Here is a 20471-nt window from a genome sequence, read left to right as displayed (position 1 = left end):
ACACCCTGATGCCCACCGACCTGACCGCACCCCCGGTCACGGCGTTCATGCTGGTCAAGACCACACCCGAATGGCTCGCCCTGACCGTCCAGGAACGGGTGGACGCCTTCACCACCGAGGTCCTGCCGGCCATCGAGGCCAGGACCAGCGGTGTCCGGTCACGCTTCTTCGACACGGAGTTCTACTCCGCACGGGTCACCGACGTCTGGATGTGGGAGGCCGAGGACCACCACGGCTACCAGCTCCTCATCGACGCCCTGCGCGAAACCCCCTTCTGGGACCGCTACTTCGAGGTCGTCGACCTCCTCGTCGGCACCGAGAACGGCTACGCCCGCACCTACGGGCTCGAACCCGTCGCCACCATCGCCACCTGACGCACCGCCCAGCCGCGCGAGCGGGCCGATGCCGTCGCCGCCCTCCGCCCGGTCCCGGTCGGAGGGCGGCCGCGCGAGCGCTACCCGCGGCCGTCGGCCTCCTTGGCCACCTGCTCCAGCCGGCCCCGGTAGCTCTCCCACCAGGCCGGGTCCTCGGACGCCAGGCCGATGTTGTTCCGGCTCATCCCGGCAGAGCCGTCGATGAGTTCGCGCACGATGTCGGCATGGCCGGCGTGCCGATGGGTGTCGCCGATCACCCGGACCAGGGCATGGAACAGGGTCACGTCGTCCTGCCCGGCCGGCCACCAGGGGACCCGGCCCACCGCGTCCAGCTCCAGGGCGTCGAAGGTCGCGTCCGCGTGCTCCCACGCCCGGCGGTACCCCTCGACGATCTGCGCACGCGACTCGTCGGCGGTGGCCCACATGTCCGCGTTCGGCTCGGCGTCGTCCGCCGCCGAGAGCAGCGGCCCGGCGGCCGGACGTCCGAAGGTGGCGCCGAAGTAGCCGAGTTCCACCCCGGTGGCGTGCTTGACCAGACCGAGGAGGTTGGTGCCGGTCGGGGTCAGCGGGCGGCGGATGTCGTACTCCGAGAGCCCGTCCAGCTTCCACACCAGGGCGTCGCGGGCGAACTGCAGGTAGAGGCGGAGGACAACCTTGGGATCGGACTCAGTCATGGCGCCATTCTGCCGCTGGACGCCGGTCCGATCACCGGCTTTTCTGCTGAGGCGGTCGACCGGCGCACGAGGCGGACGGTCGACCCGCGGCGGCCGCGGACGTCGGCGACAGGTTGCCTGCGGTCCAGGCTCAGCCACCCAGGGGCCGGAACGCCGAGTCGAGCCCTTCCAACGACCAGCCACCGCCACCGGGGCGGCAGTTCATGGCGGCGTCTGGGTCGTCGGACACGTTCGTGCCCGTGTTGAAGTTGACGTTCGGGTCATGAACGGGCAGGCGCTGGTCGCCGACCGGACCCGCGACACCGTCCGGCAGGCGATCGAGCGGCTCGGCGCCGCCCCGGGCACCCGCAGCCGCACCCCCGCCCGCCCCGGGGCGGGCCGCACCCCCGCCCGCCCCGGGGCGGTGTTCGTGCGCTGCCCGTACCTGCTCACCGACTACTTCGGCATCATCGTGTCCTCGATCGCCGAGACCCTGGACCTGCACGGACGGCAGCTGATCCTCAACGCCGGAGGGGCCGCGAAGGACAGCCGGGTGCTGGCCGACCTGCCGGACCGGCCCGAGATCGCCGGGGCGCTGCTGATCCTGCCGACCGAGGAGGGCGAGGAACTGGAGGCGCTGCGGGCCCGCGACTTCCCGTTCGTGGTGGTCGATCCCCGCACGCCCGTCCCCCGGGACATCGCCGCCGTCTCCGCCTCGCACTTCACCGGCGCCCGGAACGTCGCCGCCCACCTGGTGGCCCTCGGCCACCGGCGGATCGGGCTGATCAACGGACCCGGCGACTGGCTCGCCAGCAGTTCCCGGTTCGCCGGGCACGCCTCGGCGCTCGCCGAGGTGGGCGTCCTGGTCTCCCCCGAGCTGGTCAGCAGCATCGAGCCGACCAGCGACTGGGGCTACAGCGCTGCCGGCCGGCTGCTCGACCTGCCCGACCGGCCCACCGCGCTGGCCACCTTCAACGACAAGGCGGCCGTCGGCGCCCTGCGGGCCGCGCACGAACGCGGCCTGCGCGTCCCGGAGGACCTGTCGATCACCGGCTTCGACGACGTCTACCTGAGCAGCAGCACCGTCCCGATGCTCACCACCGTCCGCCAGCCGCTGGAGGAGCTCGGCCGGATGGCCGTCAGCCTGCTGACCCGGCTGATGGAGGGGCACACCGTGGAGGCCCTGCACGTCGAACTCGCCACCGAACTCGTCGTCCGCGGCTCCACCGGCCCGGCGCCGGCGGGCTGACGGGCACGGGCTCACGGGCTGGCTGACGGCACGACAGGCACACGGGCCGGCTGACGACACGACAGGCCGACGGCCGGCCGACGCCCCGGTGTGCGCCGGCCGGCCTGCCGTCAGCTGCCGGTCGCCTGCTTCCAGGCACCCACGTAGGACTTCAGGTTGGCGTCGATGTCGCTCCAGTCCGGTGTGAAGATCTCCACCCCGTCCAGCAGCCGGCTCAGCCCGGCGGCGTTCTCACCTGCGGGGGTGACGTCGGTACGGGCGGGGAAGCCGCCGGCGAGGGTGGTGGCCTGCTGCTGGACCTCCTGGGTGAGCAGGTGGTCCAGCAGCTTCCGGGCGTTCGCCTGGTGCGGCCCGTTCTTCACCACGCCCGCGGCGTAGGGCAGCGAGAAGGTGCTGGGCCGGCCGTCCTTCGCCGCCGGGAACCAGATGGCCTGGTTGGGCATGGCCGACCGGTTGGCGAAGTTCATCTGCACATCGCCGTTGGCGACCAGCAGTTCACCCTTGTCGACCTTGGGGGCGAGCTGGCCGGTGGAGGAGGACGGCCCGACGTTGTTCTTCTGCAGCCGCCCCAGGAAGTCGGTGGCGCCCCGGATGCCGCCGAAGTCGTGCATGGCCTTGATCAGTACCGCGGTGCCGTCGCCGGCCACCCCGGGGGTGGAGTACTGCAGCTTGTCGCGGTACTTGCCGTCGAGCAGGTCGTCCCAGGTCTTCGGCGGTGCGTCGACCTCCTTGCTGTTGTAGATGAAGCACAGGTAGTTCTTCACCACGGAGGTCCAGGCGCCGGCCGGGTCCTTGTCGCCGTCGGCGACCTTGTCCGAGCCGGCCGGGCGGTAGTTCTCCAGCAGGCCCTGGCCCGCCGCGGACTGGATGAACGGCGGCAGCGTCACGACCAGGTCGGCCTTGGTGTTGGACTTCTCGCGGAGCAGGCGCTGGACCATCTCGCCCGAGCCGCCCTCCACGTAGTTCACCTTGATGCCGGTGGCGGCGGTGAAGTCCTTGAAGGCCTGGTCGTAGAAGCCCTTGCCGTCCTCGGCCTTGAGGCCGTCGGCGCTGTAGACGGTGACCTCCCTGGCATCGCCGCCGGACTGCGCGGAGGACCCGGAGCAGGCGGCGAGCGACCCGCCGAGGGCGAGGACGGTGAGCGCGGCGGTGAGCGGTCTGGGACGTGCGTTCATGGCGGGGTGTCATTTCTGGAGGCGTCCGGTGACCGGGCACCGGACGGGAACGGGAGATCGGCGGCGGGGCCGCGGCTCAGCGGTACGAGGCCCGGGTGCGCAGCCGCGCGGTGGCGGCGAGGACCACCAGGGTGCTGGCGATCAGGGCCACGGCCAGCGCCGCGCCGGTGAACAGGGCGCCGCGGTCGGTGGCGGCGAAGATGCGCACCGGCAGCGGCAGCCAGTCCGGCGGGTAGAGCATCATGGTGGCGCTCAACTCGCCCATGGACAGGGCGAAGCAGAGGCCGAAGGCGGCGGTCAGCGAGGGCAGCAGCAGCGGCAGGGTGACGCGCCGGAGCACCTGCGCCGGCGGAGCTCCGAGACCGGCCGCGCTCTGTTCCAGCGCCGGGTCGAGACGGCCGATCGCTGCCCGCACCGACTGGTAGGCGAAGGAGGTCACCAGCACGGTGTGCGCCAGAAGGACGATGGTGGTGGTGCCGTTGAGCAGCAGCGGCGGCTTGGAGAAGGCGACCAGCAGGGCCAGGCCGACGACCACCGAGGGCACCGCCAGCGGCAGCATGAACAGCCCGTCCAGCAGCTGCCGCAGTCGGCGGCCGGTGCCTCGGGCGGCGAGGGCGGCCCAGCCGCCGACGGTCAGTGCGGCGAGGCCGGCGACCAGGGCGGTGCTGAGGCTGGTGACCAGGGCGTCCAGCGACTGGCCGCGGCCGAGGTCGACGTAGTGGGCGGCGGTGAAGGCGGACGGCAGGGCGCCGTCCCACCGGTCGGCGAAGGAGGCACCGACCACCATCAGCAGCGGCAGCGCGAAGACCGGCACCACCAGCAGCAGGAACAGCGTCCGGTGGGCGAGGCGGGCGGCCCGGCTATGCACCAGCACGGTTGCCTCCTTCCTTGCCGGCCCGGGGCAGGCAGAGCCGGTAGAGCGAGTAGAGCGTGACCGAGAGGACGACGTTGACGACCGCGATCACGCAGGCGGCGGGGTAGTCGGACTCCAGCACGGCTCGGCTGTAGACCAGCAGGGTGAGGGTGGTGACGTCCTTGGCGCCGGTGAAGAGCACGATGCCGAACTGGTTGAGGGACATCACCAGCACCAGGCTGCCGCCGGCCGCCAGCGCGGGCAGCACCTCGGGCACGATCACCTGACGGACGATCCGCCCCGGCCGGGCGCCCAGCGAGGCGGCCGCCTCGATCTGCGCGGTGTCGAGCTGGGAGAAGGCGGCGAGCAGCGGCCGCATGACGAAGGGGGTGAAGTAGGTGATCTCGGCCAGCAGGACGCCCCAGGGAGTGGTGAGGAAGGCGAAGAGGGTGTGGTGGCTGCCGGTGAGCCCGGTCCAGGCGCCGTTGGCGACGCCCGCGCTGCCGTAGATGAAGGCCAGCGACAGGGTGATCAGGAACGACGGCAGCGCGACGAAGAGGTCGATGAACCGGCCGACCAGCCGGGCACCGGGGAACGGCACGAAGGCGATCACCCATGCCAGGTAGAAGCCCAGCAGCAGGCAGCCGACGGTGGAGCCGGCAGCGACCCACACGGTGGTCCGCAGCGCCCGGTGGAACGCGGTCGAGCCGAGCACGTCCGACCAGGCCGCCAGCGAGTGCCCGCCGGTGTCGGGCGAGACGGACTGCCAGCCGACCAGCACCAGGGGGTAGAGGAAGACCAGGCCGAGCCCGACCAGCGGTGGCAGCGCCCACAGCCACCCGGGTGCGGACCGCGACCGGCGGCCCGCCCGGGCGGAGGCCGGCGGGGGTGGCTGGACGGGTGCCTCGAAGAGGGCGCTAGCCATCCCTGCGGTCCTCTCCGGCGGCGGGGAGCACCACGGCGTCCTCGGGGTCGAAGCGGAGCGTCACCCGCTCGCCGGGCAGCGGCGGCACGCGCAGCTCGCCGAGGTCGGCGGTGAGGCGGGGGCCGGCGTCCAGGTCGACCAGCAGCCGGTGGCCGGCGCCGCGCCACTGGACGTCGGCGACGGTGCCGGCCGGCGCGCCGGGGTCGCCCTCGGCGCCGAGCCGTACCAGGTGCGGGCGGATGCAGAGCACGGCGTCGTCGCCGGGGGCCAGGCCCGCGGACGGGGTACCGCGCAGCGCGGTGCCGCCCAGCGAGACGCTGCCGTCGTGCCACTCGACGGTCACCGGCAGCAGGTTGGCCTGGCCGACGAAGGCGGCGGTGAAGGTGTCGCCGGGCCGCCGGTACAAGCGCCGCGGGGTGTCGCAGTCCACCAGCCGGGCGTCCTTCATCACCGCGATCCGGTCGGCCAGGGTGAGCGCCTCCAGCTGGTCGTGGGTCACGTAGAGGATGGAGACGTGCGGCAGTTCGCGGTGCAGCCGGGCCAGTTCGGCGAGCATGCCGGAGCGCAGCTGCGCGTCCAGTGCGGAGAGCGGTTCGTCGAGCAGCAGGACGTCCGGCCGGATGGCCAGCGCCCGGGCGATGGCCACCCGCTGCTGCTGGCCGCCGGAGAGTTCGCGCGGGTACCGGCGGGCGTAGCCGCCCATCCCGGTCATCTCCAGGGCGCGGGCCACCCGCCCGGCGATCTCGGCCCGGGGGGTCTTGTGCGCCTTCAGGCCGAAGGCCACGTTCTGCTCGACCCGCAGGTGCGGGAAGAGCGCGTACTGCTGCACCACCATGCCGATGCCGCGCCGGTACGGCGGCAGGTCGGTGACGTCGCGGCCGCCGATGTGCACCCGGCCGCGCAGCGGCGTGGTGAAGCCGGCGGCGGTGCGCAGGGCGGTGGTCTTGCCGGATCCGCTGGGGCCGAGCAGCGCCACCACCTCGCCCGGGGCCACCTCCAGGGTGAAGCCGTCCAGCACGGTGGTGCCGTGGTAGGCGACGGTGACGTCCTGGAACCGCAGGCCGGACCGGGCCGTCCCGGTGGTGTCCGGAGCGGCGCCGGGGGTGGGCGCGGCAGGGGGCGCCGTTGTGAGGGCCGGGCTCGCGCCGGCGGCGGCCGTCATCGCTCCCCCTCGAACAGGAGGGCGGGCAGTTCGGCGATGGAGGGCAGCAGGTGGGTGGCGCCGCCGGCGCGCAGCCGGTCCTCGCGGTGGGCGCCGGTGAGGACCCCGGCGACGACGGCGGCCCCGGCGTTGCGGCCGGTGAGCATGTCGTACCCGGTGTCGCCGACGACCGCGACCTGCTGGACCGCGTCCGTCCCGGTGCGCAGCAGGGCGGTGAGCACCATGTCCGGGTAGGGGCGGCCGCGGGCGACGTCGGCGGGGCAGAGGGTGAGGTCCGCGAGGTCCTGCCAGCCGAGGGCGGCGAGGATGCGGTCCTGGGTGATCCGGGAGAAGCCCGTGGTCAGGGCGACCTTGATGCCGGCTCCGCGCAGCTTGTCCACGGTTTCGGCGGCGCCGGGCAGCGCGTTGCAGCGGCCGCTGTCCACCAGGTCGTGGTAGGCGGCTTCGAAGGCCCGGTTGGCGGCCTGGGCACGGCCTTCGTCACCGAAGAGGTGGCGGAACACGGTGATCTTGCTTTCGCCCATGGTGGCCCGGACGTGGGCGAGCATGCGCTCGTGCTCGGCGCCGCCCGCCGTCACGCCCTGGCCGGCGGCGGCCCGTTCGAAGGCCTGCTCCACCAGGCCGTCGTCGGCGACGGTGGTACCGGCCATGTCGAGGACCGCGAGTCGTATGTCGTGCATGGTTGAGCTCCTGTGGTGTTTCAGAGGCCGAGGATGTCGGCGGTGGTCTCGGCGATGGCCGGGGAACAGGTCATGCCGCGCCCGCCGGGGCCGGTGACCAGCCAGGTCCCGTCACCGACCTGCTGGCGGTGGACGACCCGGGTGGTGTCGGTGCACTGGGCGTAGACGCCCGCCCAGCGGTGGCGGATCCGGGGCAGCGGGCGGCCGAGCAGGTCCGCGACGACGGTGGCGAGGTGCTCGTAGGGCTCCTCCACCACGTCGAAGCCGAAGGGATGCTCGTACTCGTGGGTGTCGCCGATGGTCAGTCCCCCGTCGGCGCGCTGCACCATCAGCAGTTGCATCCTGTGTTCGGCGGCGGTGGCCTCCTGCGGCTGGACGGCGGCGAGGGTGTCCAGGGCGCTGCCGGCGTAGGCGGGGTAGTAGCGGAAGCTGTCTCCGTCGGCGACGGAGGTGGTCAGCCGCTCGCCGAGCGGGTCGGTCTGCATCATCTGCAGGCGCACCCGGCGGACCGGCAGTTCGGGGGCCAGCTCGCGGACCAGGCCGCCGAGCCACGCGCCGGTGCAGAGCACCACGGCGTCGCCGCTGTGGGTCCGGCCCCGGTCGTCGCGCACGGCCGCGGGGCCGACCACCTCGCGCACCTCCCGGTCGGGCAGGAAGGTGTAGCGGCCCGAGCGCTCCAGCTCGGCCCGCAGGGCGGGCTGCGCGACCCTGGGCTCGACGGCGCCGTCGCGGCCGCACCACAGGGCGCCGAGCAGCCGGCCGCGCAGCGCGGGGTTGGCGGCCCGGGTCTCCTCGGCGTCCAGCAGCCGCAGACCGCGGGCCTCGGCGTCGGGGAGCTTCAGGGCCTGCTCGGCAACGGCGAGTTCGGCCTCGGTCCGGACGACGGTCAGCGATCCGTTGCCGCGGAAGCCGAGCCCGGGGACGCGGGCGCCGATCTCCTCCCAGAGCTCGCGGGCCCGCAGTGCGGTCGCCAGCTCCTCCCCGCCCGCCCGGCCGCCGACCCAGACCAGGCCGAAGTTGCGTACCGAGGCGCCGCGGGCCTGCGACTCGCGCTCGATGTGGACGACCTCGTGGCCGCGTTCGACTGCGTGCCAGGCATGCATGCTGCCCAGGACGCCTGCTCCAACAATGATGATTCGCACGGGGAACAGAGTTGGTCCGGAAGATGTATGGCAGGCAAGCAGGTTGTGACGGGACTGTTAACTTTGGCCCAGACCGGTTATCCATCCGTGACCTTTTCCGGACACTCCGGAGTGCGGGCCACGGGGTGACGGCGGGGCCCGCCTGTACCACCGCTCGAAGGGTCGATGCCGCCGATGGCCGCTCAACCGCGGTACGAACGAAAAAATCTGACGGAACATCATCGGATGCCCCGTCGGAAATCGAGCCGAAGACTGCACGGTGAACGCAACTGCCCCGACCCGACGCAACGCCGGCGGGGCGCCCGCTCGGACGGAGCGGGCGCCCTTTCGGGCCGACCAGGCCCGGGTCGGGTCAGGTCGGGTCGGGTCGGGTCAGGTCACATGCGGTCAGGTCAGCTGATGGTCCAGTGCTGCAGAGCCGCGTTGGTGTTGTTCTGCTGGGTCACCAGGGCGCCGTTGGCGGTGGAGGCGGTGGTCAGCAGCAGCCCGCTCTTGGCCGAGGCCAGGGTGTAGCCGCCGCCGGCCAGTGCCACGGCCTGCCAGCGCTGGTTGAGGCCGCCGCTGCAGGTGTACTGGATCACGGCCGCGCCGGCGGACATCGAGCCGCCGTTCACGTCGAGGCAGAGACCGGAGGCGCCGTTGACGAGCGTGTAGGAGCCGTCGGACTGCTGGGTGAAGGTCCACTTCTGGTTGCTGCCGCCGTGCAGTGCCCAGGTGTCCAGCTGGAGGCCGTTGCTGGTGGAGCTGGCCGGGTCGTCCAGGGCCTGGCCGCCGGTGGTGACGGTGTGCACGCCGTTCAGGGTGCCGGGGGTGCTCGGCCAGGTGATGTCGGGGGCGGCGTAGAAGGCGATGCCCGCGGCCGTCCAGCGCGGGCCCTGGGCGGCGAGGCGCTGGCTGAAGCCGGTCCAGTCGTGGGTGGACTGCGGCGACCAGCCGATCTCGGCGACGGCCGGCAGCCGGGGGAAGCTCATGTGGTCGGTGTAGACGGACGGTTCGGGGAACTGGCTGCCGGAGTTCGGCGTGCTGGTGCTGGGCGAGTAGGCGCGGTCGGCCCAGAGTGCGGCCTCCACGCCGGCGATCTGGGCGGCCGGCACGACCGGGGAGGTGCCGTTGGTCTTGGCGGTGACGGTCGTCGGGTCCCAGTCGTAGGCCTTCTGGGCCGAGACGTAGCCCTCCCAGCTCAGGCCGTAGGGGGTGCTGGAGTCGTACTTCATGTCCAGGTAGGCGTGGTCCGAGGGGGACATGATGAACCTGGCGCCCTGCGCGGCCCCGGAGCGGACCTGCTGGATGCTCTTGGACTCCTGCGAGGTGCCCACGGTGGCCCGGTCGGCGGCGTCGCCCCAGAACTGGAGCAGGCTGTTCGCCGGGAGGCTGCCCTGGCCGAGCTGGTGCCAGCCGATCAGGGTCTTGCCCTGGGCGGTGGTCGCCGAGGCGGCCGCCGACACGTACGAGGCGTACTGGGCGGCCGTGGCCTGCGGGGTCTCGTCGCCGCCCACGTGGAGGTAGGGGCCCGGGGTGAGCGCCGCCACCGTGCTGATCACGGTGCTCAGGAAGCTGCCGACGTTGGCGACGTGCTGCGCGTCGCCGAGGCAGTAGAGGCTGATGCCCACGTCGACGCCGGAGTACGGGGCGATCGCCTGGTTGTTGCAGTTCAGGTTGGCGACGGAGGCCAGCGCCGCGCTGGTGTGGCCCGGGCCGTCGATCTCCGGGACGAGCGTCATGAACCGCGACTTGGCGTACGCGACGAGGTCCTGGTACTCGGCCGCGGTGTAGTACCAGGAGGTGCCGCCGGTGAAGCCGCTCTGGGTGCTGGCTCCCACCGTGGTCAGGTTCGGCAGCGCGCCGATCGCGATCCGCCAGCCCTGATCGTCGGTCAGGTGGAGGTGAAGGGTGTTGATCTTGTACGCGGCGGATTCGTCGATGAAGCGCTTGACCTGCGCCACGGGGTAGAAGCGGCGTGCCACGTCGAGCATCGCGCCGCGGTAGGAGTACCGGGGCGAGTCGGATATCTGCACGGGCGCGACCGTCCACGGCCCCGGCTTCACCGTGGGCGACTCCACGGCGGCCGGCAGCAGTTGGCGCAGGGTCTGGACGCCGCGGAAGAGGCCCTCGGCGCCGTGCGCCGTCACGGTGACGCCGCCGCTGTTCGAGGTGAGGGTGTAGCCCTCCGCCCCGAGCGTGGCCGGGCCGTTCGGGTCCAGCACGACGGCGTTGCCCGCCGGCTGGGTCGAGCTGACCACCGGGAGGGTGAACCCGGTCGCGGGCGCCAGGAGCCCCGACAGGTAGCCGCCGACGCCGAACGCGGCCGGGTCGGTGGACAGCACGTCGACCTGCGTCCCGGCGGCCAGGGTGAACCCGCTGCCGGTGCCGGCCGACTCGGAGACCGGCTGGGGCACGATCGCCGGCAGGGCCGACACCGCACGAGCGGCCGTCACCCCCGTCGTGCCCGACAGCAGCGACGTCGCAATGGCGACGGCACCCAGAGCGGCGAGGCCAGGGCCTCGCCGACGAAACAACCTCATCGATGACTCCTTCATGTGGACGGACCGCACCGCCCTGGGGCAAGGTGCGGCACCGCGCCGGACCGGGGGGAAGAGGGGAATACAACTGCGGGAGGAAGGAGCGCGGACCCGACCACAGGTCCTCGCCGGCGGAACAACTTCTTGCGGGGGGGAGGCCCACATCTCGACGCGGCAGGAAAGGACCTGCCCTTCGGCGGGGCATACCCGATCGTGACGCGCACGCTTATTGCGAGAGAAATTGCCGATCACCGGCGGCCGGGACCGGAAGCATTCGGAGAACATACGGGCGTGGGACGACACACGTGATTTCTCGGCTTCCTCCCCGGATCCTACGGTGCCCGGGGGTTCCCTGGGGCACCTCGGTCGTGGCGGGCCGAGTGCTCTACCGACGAGCTTCTACTGCTTGATCGTGCATGCTAGTGCGGGGATTAGAGCATGTGCAAGCAGCAAGCGCCTGCCGCAGCCCGACCAGGAGAGGGCCGGCGACGGAGCTAACCCGCCCGGCACCTCGGGGAGTTCGACACCGCACCGGCGGACGGGCCGGAGCGATCACCCCCGGGCGCCCGCCGACCGCCCCGCGATCGCGGGCCCGGCGCCTCCGGGGCCGGCAGACGGCCGGGAGCGCCGCCCCGGGACGGCCGGGCGGAATGCTCCGAAGCTGCCGCGAGGTAATCCCCGACTCACGTTCACCCTCTTTTCACCTGAGCGGAATGCGCCGAGGGCAAGCGGTTCGCGAAATTTCACACCGCGGACCTCTTCGCGCCACCGGAGCCCGGTATTCGGCCCGGCCACGGCACCTGCCGTTCCGTCGGCCCGGGCACCCCGACATGACCCACCCGACCAACCGGAGGACAGCGGCCCCCACTCCGAACGGCTTCGATCCGACCCATCGAGTGGCCGTCGGACGCCGGCCATCACTGCGCGATTCTGTTCTTTCGCGTGGAACTCTGAGGAGTTTGTCGAGTCGATATCGGATGAAGTGACACGCTACGTGGCTTTTCTCCGGTAACGATTCGATAACCGGTCTGGAGTCAGTAGCCGGAGTCCGTGGAGACTGACGCCCGTCGAAGGCGGTTGCCCCCAAGGCGGCCCGCCCCGACGACACACTGCGCCGCTTCGACCCACCGGGCCGACTCCGCGGACCTAGCCACGCCCTTGGCCGACGCCGCTGATCACCTGTGCAGCAGGATCCGCTCGACCGTCAACTCCCTTTCCGGCAAGCGGTGGTGGCCGATGTGCCCGCACCAGGCCGCAGGCCGCCCCGAACACCCTCGCCACCCCGGTCCTCAGCGACCCGGGTCGGCTCCGCTCGACGCGCCGGCGATCCCTCCCCCGTCAACTCCCCAGGAGTCCCCCTTGAAGATGACCAGGCCCGTTCGCACCCTCCTCGCGGTACTCACCGCCACGGCCGCGACCGCCCCGCTGGCCCTGGCGGCCGCCCCGGCCCAGGCCGCCCCCAAGCCCACCACCTACAAGAACCTGCCGAACGGCAGCAAGACCGCGAAGACCCTGGTGATCGGCATCGACGGCACCAGATACGACCGTCTGGCGGCCGCCGACGCCCCCCGGATCAAGGGGCTGATGGCCGACGGCCTCACCGCCCCCAGCAGCCTCTACGCCGACCCGCTCTCCCCCACCGTCTCCGGACCGGGCTGGTCGACGATCGCCACCGGTGTGTGGCCGGACAAGCACGGCGTGAAGGAGAACACCTTCAGCGGCTCGCACTTCAACCTCTACCCGAGCCTGGGCAAGCGGCTGGAGACCGCCTCCTCGGCGACCTCCACCCTGGTCGTCGCCTCCTGGAACCCGGTCGCCGACACCATCTTCAACGGCGGGGCCGACCTGCGGATCGCGGAGAGCGAGAACGACGCCAAGACCGCCTCCGACGCGGCCGACTACCTCGCCCACGGCAACCCCGACGCCACCTTCCTGCACTTCGACCAGGTCGACGAGGCGGGGCACGGCTACGGCGGGGCCAGCTCCCAGTACCTGGCCGCCATCCACAACGTGGACGGCCTCGTCGGCCAGGTCGTCGACGCCGTCAAGTCCCGTCCGACGTACGCCTCCGAGGACTGGCTGATCATCGTCACCACCGACCACGGCCACACCGACGCGGGCGGTCACGGCGGCAACTCCGCGGTCGAGCGGCAGACCTTCGTGGTGGCCGACGGCGCCGGTTACGCCCCCGGCTCGGTCCGGCGGGACGTGAAGGTGGTGGACATCGCCCCGACCGTGCTCCAGCACGAGGGCGTCGCGGTGAACCCGGCCTGGAACCTGGACGGCACCCCGATCCCCGCTCTGGTCCCCGACGCCTTCGACGCGCTGCGCGGCTCGCTGCAGACCCGGGTGGACGAGAGCGGCATCGACGCCGCCCTCACCGGTTTCACCCACACCCCGCCGGCGGGGTGGAGCATCGACAACTCGGCGATGCCCACCGGCGGCGTCACCGAGTGGCGCGGCTGGTCGTTCGCCACCGATGAGTTCTGGACGGCCGCCGAGCGCGGCCAGGGCCGGGAGACCAACGTCCGGTCCCGCGACGTCTTCGCGGTGGCCGACTCCGACGAGTGGGACGACGCCACGCACGGCGCCGGCCAGTTCGACTCCACCCTGGTCAGCCCGGTCTACCCGGTGGGCGGCGCCACCAGCGCGGTCGTCGGCTACGCCACCGACTATCTGGTGGACGGCCCGCAGACCGGTGACGTCTACATCTCCTTCGACGGCGGGGCCCCGCAATTGGTGAAGTCCTACCGGGCGAACGCCAACACCTTCGAGTCCGTCACCGTCAGCGTCCCGGCGGGCGCCACCACGGCCCAGCTGAAGTTCCGCTACACCGGCACCAACAGCGCCTTCTGGACCGTCGACCAGGTCACCCTGACCCCGCGGAGCTGACCCTCCCGGCCGGGCACCGCACGCCCTCCGTGCGGTGCCCGGGCCGCCCCCGCCCGGCGGCTCAGCCGGACGGCGTGCCCGGCGGGTGGGGCAGCACGCGGGCGACCAGGAGCGCGACGTCGTCGTGGTCGTCGGGACGGCGCAGCGCGCCGAGCAGGCGGTCGCAGGTGTCGTCCAGGGAGCGCAGCGGGTCGTCGAGCAGTTGCAGGAGCAGGTCGAGGCGGGCGTCGATGGGCTGGTCCCGGGTCTCGACGAGGCCGTCGGTGTACAGGACAAGCAGGTCGCCGGCGGTCAGGCCGAGGTCCCTGGCCTCGAACGGGACGCCGCCGACGCCGAGCGGCGCCCCGGTGGGCAGGTCGATCAGGCGGGGGCTGCCGTGACGGGGGACGAGGACGGGCGGCAGGTGGCCGGCGTTGCAGAGGCGGCACCGGGCGCGGCGCGGGTCGTGCACGGCGTAGACGCAGGTGGCCATGGCTTCGCCCAGCCCCTCGGTGATCCGGTCCAGGTGCCGCATCACCTGGCTCGGGTCGAGGCCGAGGTCGGCGAGGGTGCGGGCGGCCGTGCGCAGCTGCCCCATGGTGGCCGCCGCCTTGATGCCGCTGCCCATGACGTCCCCGATCACCAGGACGGAGGTGTCCGCCTCCCCGGGAATGGCGTCGAACCAGTCGCCGCCGACCTCCTGGGTGGCCTGGGCCGGCTGGTAGCGGTAGGCGATCTCCAAGCCGGTCAGGCGCGGCGGGACCTGCGGGAGCAGATGCCGCTGGAGGGCGAGAGCCGCGCCGCGCTCGCTCTGGTACCAGCGGGCGTTGTCGATGGACACGGCGGCGCGGCCGGCCAGCTCGACGGCCAGTGCGAGGTCGTCCTCGTCGAAGGGCAGCGGGTTGTGGGTGCGCTTGAGGTCCAGCGCTCCGAGCACCTCGCCGCGGGCGATCAGCGGCACCGCGAGATAGGAGTGCAGGCCGGCCCTGGCGAGCTGGGCGGCGGCGTCCCGGTCCCTGGCGATGCGGGGCAGGTCCTGGTCGCCGACCTGGGGGACGAGGATCGGCCGGCCGATGGTCACGCACCGGGTGACCAGGCGGTCGGCCTCGTACCGGGCGAGTTCCCCGACGGGGTCGGCGGCGGCGAGCGCCTCCCCGGGCCGGTCCGCGGTGACGGCGAGCGCACGGAAGGTCGCCGGTCCGGTCGGGGCGTCCGTACTGGGCCGGCCGCCCAGGGCGGCGTCCAGGACGTCCACCGCGGCCACGTCGGCCAGCTCGGGGACGACGAGGTCCGCCAGTTCGCGGGCGGTGCGCTCCAGGTCGAGGGTGGTGCCGATCCGGACCGAGGCGTCCGCGATCACCGCGAGCCGTCGCCGTGCCCGGGCGGCCTCGGTGGCCGCCCGGTGCCGGTCGGTGACGTCCACGACCGTGACGGCCACGCCGAGCACCCGTCCGGCGGCGTCCTCCAGCCGGTAGAACGAGCCCGACCAGGCGTGGTCCGTCCCGGGGTCGGCGGGGGTGCGGCCGATGGTGTTCACGTTCAGCAGGGGCTCGCCGCTGGTCAGCACCTCGCGCATGGCCGACTCGATGGACGCGGCGTCCAGGAACGGCAGCGCCTCGCGGATGCCCAGGCCGATGACCTTCGCGGCGGGCAGGCCGTTGATCCGCTCCAGGGCCGGGTTGACCAGCACGTAGCGCAGGTCGGTGTCCACGACCGCGAACCCGATCGGGGACTGCGCGACCAGCCGGGTCGACAGCGCGACGTCCCGTTCGACGGTGCCCAGGACGGCCTGGTCGGCGGCGATGCCCAGCGCGAAGCGGCCGCCGTGCTCGTCCAGCAGGCGCATGTTGCGGAACTCCACCAGCTTGGTGCCGCCGCTCTTGTGCCGGATCGGGAAGACCCCGGCCCAGCTGCCGCCGCCGCTCATCACCCGGGCGAACAGCTCGACGACCTGGGGGACGTCCTCCTCGGCGACCATCAGCGTCGCCGCGAACCGGCCCAGCGCCTCCTCGGCGCTCCAGCCGAACAGCTCCTCGGCCTGCGGGCTCCACAGCGTGATCCGGCCCTGGTCGTCCAGCACCACGGCGGCGACGCCCAGCACGTCCAGCAGCCCGCCGGGCGGGGACAGGGAGACCCTGGCCGCCCCCGGGCCGGTCCCCGACGCATCGGCCGCCGCGCTCATCCGTCACGCCCCTTTTCCCGCGTATCCGCGTCGTCAGGTCGGTGATGTGGCGAGCGGGCCGTTGCTCACCCGTCCGGTCCGCCACCCCCATGGTCTCTCCGCACCTGCCGAACCCGCCGCCGGGGCGGAGAAGGGATCGCTCGCGGGGGCGTCCGTGGGCTCGTTCGCGCGGTCGCCGTCGGGGTCGCCGCCGGGGCCCCTCCCGGGTCTCCGGCGGGCTCGCCGCCGGGCCGTGGGCGGGGGCAGGGCCGCCGCGCTCAGAGCCGCTCCTCCATCCGGATCGCCTCGCGGAGCTCCTCGTGCGCCTCCCCCGGGTGTCCCTCGTGCTGTTCCAGCAGGGCGGCCGCGATCGCGTCGAGTTTGCGCTGGAGGGCGTGCTCGGCGCGGCGCTCGGCGTTCTTGAGCAGTGCCAGCAGCACCAGGGTGACCGCCGTCATGGTGTCGCCCACCAGGATCTGCCACTCCGCGGACAGACCGGCCGCGTGGACGCCGAAGAAGGCGGCCACCAGCAGGACGCAGAACACGGAGAACGCCGGCGAGCCGGTGAGGTTGGAGGCGGCTTCGGCGAGCCGCTCGAACCGGCCGCGCTTGCCGTCACCGCGTTCGGCGGGGTGCGAGAGCGTCATGTCCTACTCCTCCGGTCACCCTCCGTAGGCGAGGGCGTCCGACGGTCCGGGGGCGCCCCGGAAGCCGTCGGCACGCACCCGGCACCCGGCCGGGTGCCGGCGACGGAAGGGGGCTGCCGCCCTGCCGTGCGTCTGTCCGCTCCGGCGGCCGCCAACCTTGCGGTTTGCGGTCCGGCGCCGGGTGCCGGGCGGACGGGCCAGGGCCGGTCTGCCGGCGGCCCCGGCCGTTTCGGATCGGCCCACCCGGGCAGGCGCGTACCGCGTGCGGAGGAGGAGTCACGGACGGCTTCCCCAGGGCCCCGTAGGGGCCGTGGCGGATCGCGGCGACGGCGCGGTGCGTCCGTCCGCGACGAAGGACGTGCGACGACCCGGACGGAGTGGCCGCCCCCGGCCGGGGTGGCCACTCCCCTGGAGGCTGGAGGCACCGTGGAAAACCAGTTCACCACCTTCACCACCCTGCTGGACCGGGCCGACTGGGGCGACCACGTCGGCTTGCTCCTCGCCCCGGTCAGCACCCGCGCACCGGCGGCCGCCGCCCCGCCGGCCCTGCAGGACGTCGCGGACATCGACGCCGGCCACCCGGCCTGAGTCCTGGTCCGGCACCCGGTCCGACGCCCCGCCCCCGCCCCGCTCGGTGGCCGGAGAGGCGCAGGTGACCGCAGGATGGAAGGCACTGCCCGTTGATCGGAGGCCACGCATGATCCAGATCGCCGACATCCGCGAGTGGCGTGATCAAGACGTCGTCGACCAGGACGGAAAGAAGATCGGAGTCCTGGAGTCGGTGTACGTGAACACGTCCACCGACGAACCGTCGTTCGCGACCGTCAGCGTCGGCCTGCCGACCCGGCACCGCTTGGTGTTCGTGCCGCTGGCCGGGGCGATCGTCGGTCCCGGCTACGTCAAGGTCGCGTTCGGGAAGGCCCTGGTGAAGGACGCGCCCTCGATCGACACGGACGGGGTGCTCACCGCCGAGCAGGAGCCCGAGGTGTTCGCCCACTACAAGCTGGAGTACGCGCCGGGCGCGGGTGGCGAACGCCAACTCGCCCGCCGCTGACCGACGGGAGGTGGACCGCCGTGGCCTGGCTGCTGTTCCTGGTCCTCGCCGCCGTCGTGCTCGGGATCCTCGGCGCGACGGTCAAGGGCCTGTTCTACCTGCTCGTCATCGGCGTGCTGGTCTTCCTCTGCGCCCTGCTGTTCGGGGCCGCCCGCCTGCGCCGGACCGGACGGCGCCCCACCCGCTGACGCGACGGCCCCGGCGACCGCACCGGGCGGGAGAGGAGAGCCGGCGATGGCCGAGCGCATGGTGGAGGTGGACGGCGTCGAGCTGTGCACCGAGGCCTTCGGCGACCCGGCGGCCCCGCCCGTCCTGCTCGTCATGGGCACCGGGGCGTCGATGCTCTGGTGGGAGGACGGCTTCTGCCGGCTGCTCGCCGAGGGCAGGCGCTTCGTGATCCGTTACGACCACCGCGACACCGGCCGGTCGGTCACCTACAAGCCGGGCCGCCCCGGATACACCGCGACGGACCTGGTCCGGGACGCCGCGGGGGTGCTCGACGCCTACGAGGTCCCGGCCGCGCACGTCGTGGGGGTCTCGGCCGGCGGGGCGCTCGCGCAGTTGCTCGCGATCGGTCACGCCGACCGGGTCCGCTCGCTCGTCCTGATCAGTACCTCCGCCGCCGTACCCGGTGACCGCGAACTTCCCCCGCCGACAGAGGAGTTCATCCACTTCGTGGCGGCCCCGCCCGTCCACCACCCGGGTGCCGACGCGGTGGTCGAGCACCAGGTGGCCTACGCACGGGTGCTCGCCGGAGGCCGGCGCCCCTTCGACGGGACGGCCGCCCGCGGCCTGGTCCGCCGCGACATCGAGCGCGCGCACGACTTCGCCGCGGCCCGCAACCACGACTCGCTCCCGGACGGCGATCCCCCGCAGGCGCCGCTGTCCTCGATCGCCGTGCCCACCCTGGTGATCCACGGGACCGCCGATCCGATGTTCCCGCTCCTCCACGGCGAGGCACTCGCGGAGCAGATCCCCGGGGCGGAGCTGCTGACCCTTCGGGACGCCGGCCACGGGATCGAGCGAGCCGACTGGGCGACGGTCGTCCCCGCGATCCTTCGGCACACCGCCACCGGCGACGAAGAAGGCGGTCCTGACTGACCGTTTCAGACCTGCCCCGTTCCACGGCGGGCGAGGGCGAGGCCGGCCGTGGTCGTGACCGCCATCGCGGCGACGCCGACCAGCGCCGCGGTCGTGTAGGCGTCGTCGTCCGGGAAGGTGCGGCCGGTGGCGGTGCCGGCGGCCAGGATCAGACCGCCGAGGGCACTGCCCAGGGAGTACCCGACGCTGCGGACGACGTAGTTGAAGCTCATGGCGCTCGACGTCTCGCTCTTGGGGGTGACGGCCAGGATGACGCCGGGCATGGCGGCCGAGAAGCCGCCGACGCCGAAGCCCAGCACGCCCATGGCCGCGAGCAGTTCGGCCGGATCGGACCGGGCGGTGGCGAACAGGACGAACCCGCCGCCGACGACGGCGGCGCTGCCGGCCAGGAGCAGGGGGCCGTCGATCCGGACCCGCGGCGTGAGCCTGCCTGCGACGAACCCCAGCACGGAGAACGGGACGAGGACCAGCCCGGCCACGAAGGTGGTGAGTCCGAAGCCGTAGCCGGCGCTGTGCGGCGTCTGCGCGTAGCGGGTGATGAGCGTGAGCAGGAGGTACATGCCGCTCCCGCCGACGAACATGGCGATGTTCGCCCCGGCGACCGCCGGGTGCCGTACCGCCCGGACGTCGACCAGGGGCGTCCTGGTCCGCAGTTCGGAAACGGTCCAGCCGCAGAGCAGGAGTACGGCGACGACGGCAAGGGTCACCGCCACGGCGAGGTGTCGGCTCCACAGGCTCCGCTCGCCGGCCAGGAACAGGACAAGGAGCAGTCCGCCCGCCAGGACGAGCGCACCGGCCACGTTCACGTGGGCGCCGCGGCCTTCGGGAGCTGCGGGCATGGAGCGCCACGCGGTCACGAAGGCGAGGGCGGTGACGAGCAGGCCGAGGCCGTAGGCGGCCCGCAGTCCGCCGAACTCGGCGAGCAGCGCGGCCAGCGGGTAGCCGACGCCGGCTCCGATGACGGAGACCACGGAGATCAGGGCGATCGTGGCCGCGCTGCGCTCCTCGGGAAGATGGTCGCGGGCCACGCCCATCATCAGCGCCGTGAGACCGAGTCCGACGCCTTGGGCCGCCCTGCCCACGAGCAGCCAGGCGAACGGCAGCGGCAGGACGGTGAGCGCGCTGCCGACGACGACGATCGCCAGCGTGACGAGAATCGTGGCCCGCCGGTGCGGGCCGGCTCCGAGCCGGCCGAGGACGGGCGTGGCGACGGCGCCGCTGAGCAGGGCGATGGTCAGCGTCCACTGCGCACTGTCGAGGGAGACGTGGAACGTGGTCGCCACGCTCGTGATGAGCGGCGTCCCGAGGCTGGCGACCACCGCCACGACCAGGGCGATGAACACCAGGGCGGGGACCAGCAGACGTAGCTCGGAGCGTATCGGGGCAGTGCTCATGGGCTGCTCGTGAGCCTGGGCCGCGGTCACCGGACGGACTCGCCTCGGGCGTGGCTTTCGAGCTCCGCCAGGTGCAGCAGCGCCGGAAGGGCTACCGCGAGGGCCTCGACCTCGTCACCGGTGAGTTCGTCGATCAACCGCGCGTACGCATCGACGCCCGCCTGGCGTCGCTCCCGGACGTACGACGCGCCGGCCTCGGTCAGGCAGACCAGCGTGACCCGCTTGTCGGACGGATCGCCCTTCCGCTCGACCAGTCCGGATTCCTCCATCACCCGGACCAGGACCGTCATCGCGGGCTGGGTGACGCCCTCGGCCGCCGCCAGATCGGTGATCCGTCGCGGGCCGGTGCTGTCCAGGGTGGCCAGGGTGGCGGCGGACGTCAGGCTCAGGTCGCGGGGAAGGCGTCTCACGGCCCTGGTGGCCAGACCGTAGAGGGCTGACCCGATGGCATAGGAAGCGCTGTGCGCGGCGTCTCGGCGACTCATGCCCGAAGCATAGCGGATTTATATGA

The 20471-nt window shown here is 72.9% G+C and carries 19 protein-coding genes; 7 read left to right on the top strand and 12 right to left on the bottom strand.

What is annotated here, in order from left to right:
- Positions 1-8 precede the first annotated feature (8 nt).
- Positions 9-374, top strand: coding sequence for a darcynin family protein (locus J2S46_RS37590; RefSeq protein WP_191291616.1), 366 nt, complete (start codon positions 9-11; stop codon positions 372-374).
- Between the two features lie 80 nt (positions 375-454).
- On the opposite strand, the gene J2S46_RS37585 is transcribed toward J2S46_RS37590, so the two are convergent.
- Positions 455-1048, bottom strand: a complete 594-nt coding sequence (locus J2S46_RS37585) for a DinB family protein (RefSeq protein ID WP_191291617.1) — start codon at positions 1046-1048, stop codon at positions 455-457.
- Between the two features lie 262 nt (positions 1049-1310).
- On the opposite strand from J2S46_RS37585, the gene J2S46_RS37580 reads away from it, so the two are divergent.
- Positions 1311-2276 (top strand): substrate-binding domain-containing protein, encoded by a 966-nt coding sequence (locus J2S46_RS37580; RefSeq protein WP_191291618.1) that lies wholly within the window; start codon positions 1311-1313, stop codon positions 2274-2276.
- A 110-nt stretch (positions 2277-2386) separates the two neighbouring features.
- Here the strand turns inward: J2S46_RS37580 and J2S46_RS37575 are convergent, their stop codons facing one another.
- The 7 genes from J2S46_RS37575 to J2S46_RS37545 form a co-directional block, all read right to left on the bottom strand.
- Positions 2387-3451 (bottom strand): 2-aminoethylphosphonate ABC transporter substrate-binding protein, encoded by a 1065-nt coding sequence (locus J2S46_RS37575; RefSeq protein ID WP_191291619.1) that lies wholly within the window; start codon positions 3449-3451, stop codon positions 2387-2389.
- 76 nt (positions 3452-3527) lie between these two features.
- Positions 3528-4325: an ABC transporter permease gene (locus tag J2S46_RS37570; RefSeq protein WP_191291620.1), complete on the bottom strand. Its 798-nt coding sequence runs from the start codon at positions 4323-4325 to the stop codon at positions 3528-3530.
- Positions 4312-5229: a 2-aminoethylphosphonate ABC transporter permease subunit gene (locus J2S46_RS37565; RefSeq protein ID WP_191291621.1), complete on the bottom strand. Its 918-nt coding sequence runs from the start codon at positions 5227-5229 to the stop codon at positions 4312-4314. The genes J2S46_RS37570 and J2S46_RS37565 overlap by 14 nt, the downstream gene beginning before the upstream one ends.
- Positions 5222-6391 carry an ABC transporter ATP-binding protein gene (locus tag J2S46_RS37560; RefSeq protein ID WP_191291622.1) on the bottom strand — a complete coding sequence of 390 codons (1170 nt, stop codon included), beginning with the start codon at positions 6389-6391 and terminating at the stop codon, positions 5222-5224. The genes J2S46_RS37565 and J2S46_RS37560 overlap by 8 nt, the downstream gene beginning before the upstream one ends.
- Positions 6388-7071, bottom strand: coding sequence for a phosphonatase-like hydrolase (locus tag J2S46_RS37555; protein ID WP_191291623.1), 684 nt, complete (start codon positions 7069-7071; stop codon positions 6388-6390). Before J2S46_RS37555 ends, J2S46_RS37560 begins: the two co-directional genes overlap by 4 nt.
- A gap of 20 nt (positions 7072-7091) precedes the next feature.
- Complete coding sequence (locus tag J2S46_RS37550; protein WP_191291624.1) at positions 7092-8213, bottom strand: TIGR03364 family FAD-dependent oxidoreductase; 1122 nt, start codon at positions 8211-8213, stop codon at positions 7092-7094.
- Positions 8214-8605: 392 nt separating this feature from the next.
- Positions 8606-10735, bottom strand: a complete 2130-nt coding sequence (locus tag J2S46_RS37545; RefSeq protein WP_307352549.1) for a family 20 glycosylhydrolase — start codon at positions 10733-10735, stop codon at positions 8606-8608.
- Between the two features lie 1362 nt (positions 10736-12097).
- Here J2S46_RS37545 and J2S46_RS37540 point away from each other — a divergent pair.
- Positions 12098-13624, top strand: coding sequence for an alkaline phosphatase family protein (locus J2S46_RS37540; protein ID WP_191294492.1), 1527 nt, complete (start codon positions 12098-12100; stop codon positions 13622-13624).
- Positions 13625-13685: 61 nt separating this feature from the next.
- On the opposite strand, the gene J2S46_RS37535 is transcribed toward J2S46_RS37540, so the two are convergent.
- Positions 13686-15785: a SpoIIE family protein phosphatase gene (locus tag J2S46_RS37535; protein WP_191294493.1), complete on the bottom strand. Its 2100-nt coding sequence runs from the start codon at positions 15783-15785 to the stop codon at positions 13686-13688.
- Between the two features lie 257 nt (positions 15786-16042).
- The gene (locus J2S46_RS37530) at positions 16043-16411 is read right to left on the bottom strand and encodes a low affinity iron permease family protein (protein WP_191294494.1); all 369 of its coding nucleotides are present in this window, start codon (positions 16409-16411) and stop codon (positions 16043-16045) included.
- A gap of 426 nt (positions 16412-16837) precedes the next feature.
- Here J2S46_RS37530 and J2S46_RS37525 point away from each other — a divergent pair, with 426 nt between their 5' ends.
- From J2S46_RS37525 to J2S46_RS37510, 4 genes are all read left to right on the top strand, one after another.
- Positions 16838-16999 carry a hypothetical protein gene (locus tag J2S46_RS37525; protein ID WP_191294495.1) on the top strand — a complete coding sequence of 54 codons (162 nt, stop codon included), beginning with the start codon at positions 16838-16840 and terminating at the stop codon, positions 16997-16999.
- Positions 17000-17108: 109 nt separating this feature from the next.
- Positions 17109-17465 (top strand): PRC-barrel domain-containing protein, encoded by a 357-nt coding sequence (locus J2S46_RS37520; RefSeq protein WP_191294496.1) that lies wholly within the window; start codon positions 17109-17111, stop codon positions 17463-17465.
- A gap of 20 nt (positions 17466-17485) precedes the next feature.
- On the top strand, positions 17486-17653 hold the full coding sequence (locus tag J2S46_RS37515; RefSeq protein WP_191294497.1) for a hypothetical protein: 168 nt from the start codon (positions 17486-17488) through the stop codon (positions 17651-17653).
- A 46-nt stretch (positions 17654-17699) separates the two neighbouring features.
- Positions 17700-18566 (top strand): alpha/beta fold hydrolase, encoded by an 867-nt coding sequence (locus J2S46_RS37510; RefSeq protein ID WP_191294498.1) that lies wholly within the window; start codon positions 17700-17702, stop codon positions 18564-18566.
- A gap of 5 nt (positions 18567-18571) precedes the next feature.
- Here J2S46_RS37510 and J2S46_RS37505 read toward each other — a convergent pair whose 3' ends face one another.
- Together J2S46_RS37505 and J2S46_RS37500 are read right to left on the bottom strand one after the other, a co-directional pair.
- Positions 18572-19960: an MFS transporter gene (locus tag J2S46_RS37505; protein WP_191294499.1), complete on the bottom strand. Its 1389-nt coding sequence runs from the start codon at positions 19958-19960 to the stop codon at positions 18572-18574.
- A 26-nt stretch (positions 19961-19986) separates the two neighbouring features.
- Complete coding sequence (locus J2S46_RS37500) at positions 19987-20445, bottom strand: MarR family winged helix-turn-helix transcriptional regulator (protein ID WP_229913399.1); 459 nt, start codon at positions 20443-20445, stop codon at positions 19987-19989.
- Positions 20446-20471: the final 26 nt, after the last annotated feature.

It is taken from the genome of Kitasatospora herbaricolor (assembly GCF_030813695.1).
Lineage (GTDB): Bacteria > Actinomycetota > Actinomycetes > Streptomycetales > Streptomycetaceae > Kitasatospora > Kitasatospora herbaricolor.
The sequence above is the reverse complement of the archived record's forward strand: the minus strand, read 5'-3'. Positions and strand labels throughout refer to the sequence as shown.